The sequence below is a fragment of the Blautia hansenii genome, from assembly GCF_013304445.1.
Classification (GTDB): domain Bacteria; phylum Bacillota; class Clostridia; order Lachnospirales; family Lachnospiraceae; genus Blautia.
Map to the genome: position 1 here is coordinate 1 of NZ_JAAITA010000042.1, position 5,967 is coordinate 5,967.

Annotated in this window: 7 protein-coding genes; 3 read left to right on the plus strand and 4 right to left on the minus strand. The window is 34.9% G+C overall.

The window, feature by feature from the left end:
* Positions 1 to 18 precede the first annotated feature (18 nt).
* The 3 genes from G5A70_RS15220 to G5A70_RS15230 all read right to left on the minus strand — a co-directional run bounded on the left by G5A70_RS15220 (position 19) and on the right by G5A70_RS15230 (position 2,723).
* Complete coding sequence (locus tag G5A70_RS15220) at positions 19 to 1,701, minus strand: relaxase/mobilization nuclease domain-containing protein (protein WP_173750304.1); 1,683 nt, start codon at positions 1,699 to 1,701, stop codon at positions 19 to 21.
* Positions 1,688 to 2,065 carry a plasmid mobilization protein gene (locus G5A70_RS15225; RefSeq protein WP_117639747.1) on the minus strand — a complete coding sequence of 126 codons (378 nt, stop codon included), beginning with the start codon at positions 2,063 to 2,065 and terminating at the stop codon, positions 1,688 to 1,690. Before G5A70_RS15225 ends, G5A70_RS15220 begins: the two co-directional genes overlap by 14 nt.
* Before the next feature lie 331 nt (positions 2,066 to 2,396).
* Entirely contained in the window at positions 2,397 to 2,723 is a 327-nt protein-coding gene (locus G5A70_RS15230; RefSeq protein ID WP_173750305.1) for a helix-turn-helix transcriptional regulator, read from the minus strand.
* 185 nt (positions 2,724 to 2,908) lie between these two features.
* Between G5A70_RS15230 and G5A70_RS15235 the strand changes: the two genes are divergently transcribed.
* The 3 genes from G5A70_RS15235 to G5A70_RS15625 all read left to right on the plus strand — a co-directional run bounded on the left by G5A70_RS15235 (position 2,909) and on the right by G5A70_RS15625 (position 5,770).
* Entirely contained in the window at positions 2,909 to 3,631 is a 723-nt protein-coding gene (locus G5A70_RS15235; protein WP_029677226.1) for a LytR/AlgR family response regulator transcription factor, read from the plus strand.
* On the plus strand, positions 3,612 to 4,889 hold the full coding sequence (locus tag G5A70_RS15240; RefSeq protein WP_173750306.1) for a sensor histidine kinase: 1,278 nt from the start codon (positions 3,612 to 3,614) through the stop codon (positions 4,887 to 4,889). The genes G5A70_RS15235 and G5A70_RS15240 overlap by 20 nt, the downstream gene beginning before the upstream one ends.
* A 191-nt stretch (positions 4,890 to 5,080) precedes the next feature.
* Positions 5,081 to 5,770 (plus strand): hypothetical protein, encoded by a 690-nt coding sequence (locus tag G5A70_RS15625; RefSeq protein ID WP_202031329.1) that lies wholly within the window; start codon positions 5,081 to 5,083, stop codon positions 5,768 to 5,770.
* Positions 5,771 to 5,776: 6 nt separating this feature from the next.
* Here G5A70_RS15625 and G5A70_RS15250 read toward each other — a convergent pair.
* On the minus strand, positions 5,777 to 5,967 hold a 191-nt coding region (locus G5A70_RS15250; protein WP_147323122.1), incomplete at its 5' end, for a tyrosine-type recombinase/integrase.

Sequence of the window (5,967 nt, forward strand, 5' to 3'; positions counted from 1 at the left end):
TGGTAAGTCTATCTTACATCAGTTTGAAGGTTTACACAAACTTTGGGATACTCCCAAATTCTGCTCTTTTTCAATCTGTTGCTCCTGCCCACGATTCTTCCCAAGAATCATATCAATATTCGCAGATACAGTGCGAAGCTCCCGTTCATAATCCTGGTGATTAGAAAAATCTTCACGCTGTCTATCCCTCAATTCAACAAGCCGGTCCTTTTCAGCATAGAGAGCTTTCATGGAAGGCAATTTATTCCCGCCAGATTTTTCTTTGAGTGTTCGTAGAGCTGTGTCATACAGGGAAAGTTCTGCTCGATGTTCTTCATAAAATTTTTTCTTGTTTCGGCTTGTACGATAATCAGCATACACATTTTTGTATGCCAGATATTGTCCGGTAAAATGAATCTGTTCATTCACTTCTTTGAGCTGTTGTTCAGTATCTTTTAAAGATTTTCTGGAAGCACTGGTCTGGCCTGATGCCTGATTGAGTGCTGCATGGAAATCATCAAGAGAATCATATCCATGCTCTTGTATGTAGGCAACAGTCTGAGCCATCTGCTTCAAATTGGTGAGCTTTACTTTTTGAGAATAGGCTTTGCTCTGCTGGGCTTTAATACAGGTTTGCAGATCTATTACAAGCCGGAGGTTTGATTTTATGAAAATGAATGGTGCAGGGATAGCAGAAGTATCAGAGAAAGGAACAGGTGGTAAATCTGTGGAAGTATTCGGAGCCTGCTGTTCCAGAATTTCTTCTTTCAGTTCTCTACGGGATTTCGTGTTTTCCTCAAATGCTTTCAAGAGAAAATCTTCTGTGTATCTGGTCCCAAGAGTTCTTCCAGTGATAAATTTTTTTCTGCCAGGGTGAAGATAGCTGTACCGGTTTCGACTGATCTTGAGGATGATGTGATATTTTTCGTCAAGGATTTTTGAAAATTCTTCTGGTGATCGGGCAATACTTGCAGCATCATCAATAGCGTCACGGAGAAATTGTTTTTCTGTCTGGTAACGAGTTTCTTTCGGTGTGATTCCATCTTCTTTCATTTTCAGATTCAGCTTATCTAATTTTTCCTGTCCCCGGCGTTGTGCCCAGTATTCTTTTTCGGTGATTTTTCTTTCAGCAGGAGTGAGCAGATCAACTTGGTGCAACCCTTCTTTTTTGCACATATCCATGACTTCCTGTTTTAGATGGGCAAGATAGGCAGCACTTAGATGATGCTTATAACCGGCTTTTGCTTCACAGTCAAATTCCATATAGGGTTCTTGTGGTATATCATATTTACGGAGACTGTTAATTACGATATGCACATGGATGTTTCCACTTTTGTTATGACCGTCGGTATGAGTACAGACTAAAGCCTGATGACCGGGAAAGTTTTTCTTTGTAAAAGTTAATCCGAGTTGCTGGGCACGTTCACCGGTCAATCCACATTCATCCCTGTCTTTTGGGTCGAAGCTGATGATATAGTGATGGGATTTTATTTCATTGAAGTTTTTGTTCTTGTGATAGTAGCTGTTCAGTTCCTGACATTCAGATGCAAAAGAGAATGGATCACAGTTCAGACCGTCCAGATAATATTCTTCTCTCAGTATCATATGCCCTTCTTCATCAAGAATCGGTTTTTGCGTATACTCGTTGTGCTGGAAGATAAGATACCGTTCCGATTCTCCATAGTCAGAGTTTTTGTTTGCGATATGTTTAATTACTGCCACGAAAATCACCTGTCATTTTCATCACTTCATATTTCATTTCATAAATATCCCGGAGAGACTTTCGGATTTCATTTCTCATTTCAGAAGAGAGGATTCCACCCTGATTAAAATATCGGGCAATCTGATTTAGGTTGCTGCCAATTTTACCAAACTCGCTAATAAGTTTTTTTATTTCGGGAACATCTGCGGTAATTTCGTATTTGATGATGACTTTCTGGTTGACCAAGGCATTTCGGATAAAATCAGAAACCGTCATGCTGTTAGCCTTGGCTCTTTCTGCAAGAAGATCATATTCAGTTTCATTCATGCGTAAATGCACATCTTTAGTTTTTGCAAGAGTTTCCTCTTTCTTAGGTCTTGTCATTGATAACTTCCTTTCTTCGTGGTAGTGGTTTCATAAGAAAATCCAAATTTTGCGGCCTGCAGGGAAAGTAAGTGATGAAAAATTATCGCACTGTGACCATGTAAATGGAAACCAATACACATATCTGTGATTGTGGTCGAGGGTATGGGGAAACGAAATCCCCATCAAGTTGCAAGTCGCCAAGAACCCGGAAAGGGGTTATTGTGCTACATTGCGAAACTTGCTCTATAGTGTTGAAAAATTGCTGCTTATAAATATATATAAACCAGAAAAAATAGGTGAGCAAGATTAAAATAAAGTTAATTCTTGTTCATCTATTGGATAATAGAATTTAATTCCTTGTTAGTCGCTTTAAAACGGATGAAAGTAATAATAAATCTTCTTCAGAAAATTTACTAATATCTGAAATAATAGAATGTAACAAAGTAGGGTTCTGAAAAGATGGATCAAAAAATTCAGTAGGAGTAATATCGAAGTACTTACAAATATCTAAAAAAGTATTCATAGAGGGTAATATTCTGCCAGAACTAATTGATTGTATATATCCTTGCGAACGACCGATTGCTAAGCTCAAAGTGTATTCGGAGATTTCTTTTTGACAACGTAATTCAGTAATTCTATTTTTGATAAATGCTGAAAAATCAGTTTCCTCATTCATGACACCTCCTATACATATTGTAAGTGTTTTAAAATAATTTTATTCGATTTTAAATATCTATTTGACAATGATTTTGCTTAAAATATACTATAAATATCTAAAGACAGCTTTGGATGAAGGTTAAAAAGGAAATGACTTGCATGAATGATACCGAGAGAGTATTATACTTTCAGGAGGGAAAAATAATGAAGACTGTAATTTGCGATGATGAAAAAAGCACATGTTCCGAGCTAGAAGAGATTATACTGAAATATGCGAAAGAGAAGAGCGTTTCACTTGTGACAGAAGTTTTTTATTCTGGAGATACTTTGTTGGATTATTTGAAAAGAGAGAAAATAAACATTCTTTTTCTGGATATAGAATTGCCAGGGAAAGATGGAGTTATGGTAGGCAAATATATAAGAGAGGTTCTTGAAGAAGAGAATATATTTTTGATATATATATCTTCAAAGGAAAATTATGCATTACAGCTTTTTCAAAATCGACCATTTGATTTTTTGGTAAAGCCAATAGAACCGGCGAAGATATATCATGTTTTGGATAATATTTATCGTATATCGGAAAAAAATAGTGTGGGATTTGAGTTCCAAACTCAAAATAGTACATATCGCATTTCGTATAAAGATATTTTGTATTTTCAAAGTACTGGACGAAAAATTAATATTGTAATGAAAAAAGAGATCAGAACATTTTATGGAAAATTGAATGAGATTGAAAAACGAATTCCAGAAAATGTTTTTTTAAGAATACATAAATCGTATTTAGTAAATAAAAATTATGTAAAGGAATTTACATACGAGTGGGTAAAAATGCTGAATGGAGATGTACTAAATATAAGTAAAATTAATCGTGCAGATGTACGAAGAAAGATTTTGGAGAGTGCTGCAGATGAGTTTAAAAATATTTAATGGTATTATAGCGTTACTGGCAAATGCATTACGTTTTTACGCATTGAAGTATTTTGTTGGTATTTTTGTGCAAAAAGAAGAGAGTAGATGGAAGCATGTCTCTATTTTATATATTATAGGCTGGGCATGTACAAGTGCGATAAGCTTGCTATTTTCCTCTCCGGCTATGAATATTTTGTCAAACATTACAAGTCTTTTTTTGATTTTTTTTCCATACCGCATAAAGAAAACAAAGAAATGTTTGGCTGTATTTATTATATATGTGATTAATGCTTTGGTTGACAGCATTGTCATTTTATCTTTAACAAAATATACGATGGGACAGCCGGTGAATCAGGTATATGAATGTATCACCAGCTTTGCTTTATTATTTATTGCAATTATTATCCAGAGGACAACAGAACCCGAAAAAGAAATTACATTACCGGCATTAAATATGGCTGCACTTTTAATGGTTCCTGTTGTCAGTATTGTATATATATATTATCTGATTATTGTTGCGCATGAAATAAAAGAAATTGTTATTTTTGCAGCACTGGCGCTTCTTTTTATTAATATTCTCATTTTTTATCTGTATCATTCACTCCTTAAATTTTATTCTGCCCGTATGAATGAGCAGGTATTTAAACAGATGTTAGAAGTTTATTCTTATCAATTAGATATAGCCAGAGAATCGGAAGAACGGGTGAAAGCATTGAGGCATGATATAAAACATCATATCATTGAGTTGTCTGCAATGGCTAAAAAAAATAATAATGACGACATGATAAAATATTTAAGCGGCATGAAGGATTTTATGCTAAATCCAAAAGAATATTCAACTACAGGTAATCAGGAAATAGACGGAGTATTAAATTATATGCTGCAGGAAGCAAACAAGACGCTGAATCAGGTAGATGTTCAAATAAATATTCCGGAAGATCTATATTTTAATAATTTTAATATTTGCGTGATTTTGGGGAATCTGGTAGATAATGCGGTAAGAGAGGCCAGTAAATCGAAGGAAAAGTTACTAACTATAAAAATGCAAATAAAACAAGAGGTGTTATTAATCTTTATAGAAAACAGCTATTCAGGAAAAATCCTTGAAAAGAGAAATGGACTGCAGACAACTCAGCCAGAACTTGCAATACATGGTATTGGATTAGAAAATGTAAAAAAGGTGGTCATTGACAATGGAGGAGAAATAAAAATAGATTATACATCTAATAGATTCTGTGTTCAGGTTCTTTTATATATGTCGCGGATTAAAAACTAAGAGACTCGTTAGGGGTCTCTTTTTTACTTGAAAGAAAAGTCTAATTTTGACAAAATCGTGGGCGAATTTTGACAATCGAATAAATAATCAATAATTGTATGCTACAATTCAATCACTTCAAAGGAAGGTGCAAGCCAATGGATAGGGAATACACATACTGTATCCCTTAGCTGAATTATAGGAGAAAAAATATGATGAAAAAAATAAGAGGTTTTAGTCTGATATTATGTGCATGTTCGGTTTTGGCTGGATGTAACAAGAGTTCTGTAGATGTCAAAGAAAAAGCAGGGGAAGAAATAGTTTCAATGGAAGAAGCAGAATATAGTTTCCCGGAAAAGTATGAAAAAACCTCTGATTCAGGGAAGGTAAAATTTAATTGTGAGTTGGAAGTACCAGAAAACATAAAAGGACAAGCTATAAGCACAGTTGATGTAAAGGGACTGTATAGATGTGACAGAGAAAAAGCATGGACTATATTCGGTGAAGGAAAAGAAATAATTGAAAAACCAGAAATTCCGGTAGATGAAGGGAGGGCACCAGAAGACTATTATCTATTTGCAAATGATGAAAGTCTTGATATAGATGAAGGCATTGCTTATGGAAGCAGTAATAGTAAATATTATTTAAATATCGGTGTAACTAATCCAGACAATCAAGCTGTATTTGAAGAAACGGAAGTTTCTTTTAAAAGCGGCGAAGAATGTATTACAGAATTAAAAAAAATTATATATGTCTTTTTGACTATCTTTTTATATCTTCTCAAATGTCCGCAAAGCCTTATTTTATCGGCTCTACGGGCATTTTGCTTTTGTGGTAAACCTCACATATCTAGGTCTATCTTCTTATATTTTCGCTATCAAGCGTGGTTAAAATCGTGGTAAATACTTCTATGCGATTAGACGCTGAACCTCTGATTTTGCGGTATCTATGGACGCATGAGCGTACCAGTTCATTGTGATACTGATATTTGAATGCCCCATGATATACTGTAAATCTTTCGGGTTCATGTTCTTGCTTGCCAGCCTTGTGCAGAATGTATGGCGTAGCGTATGCGGTGTGATATGTGGCAAAGGGTTAT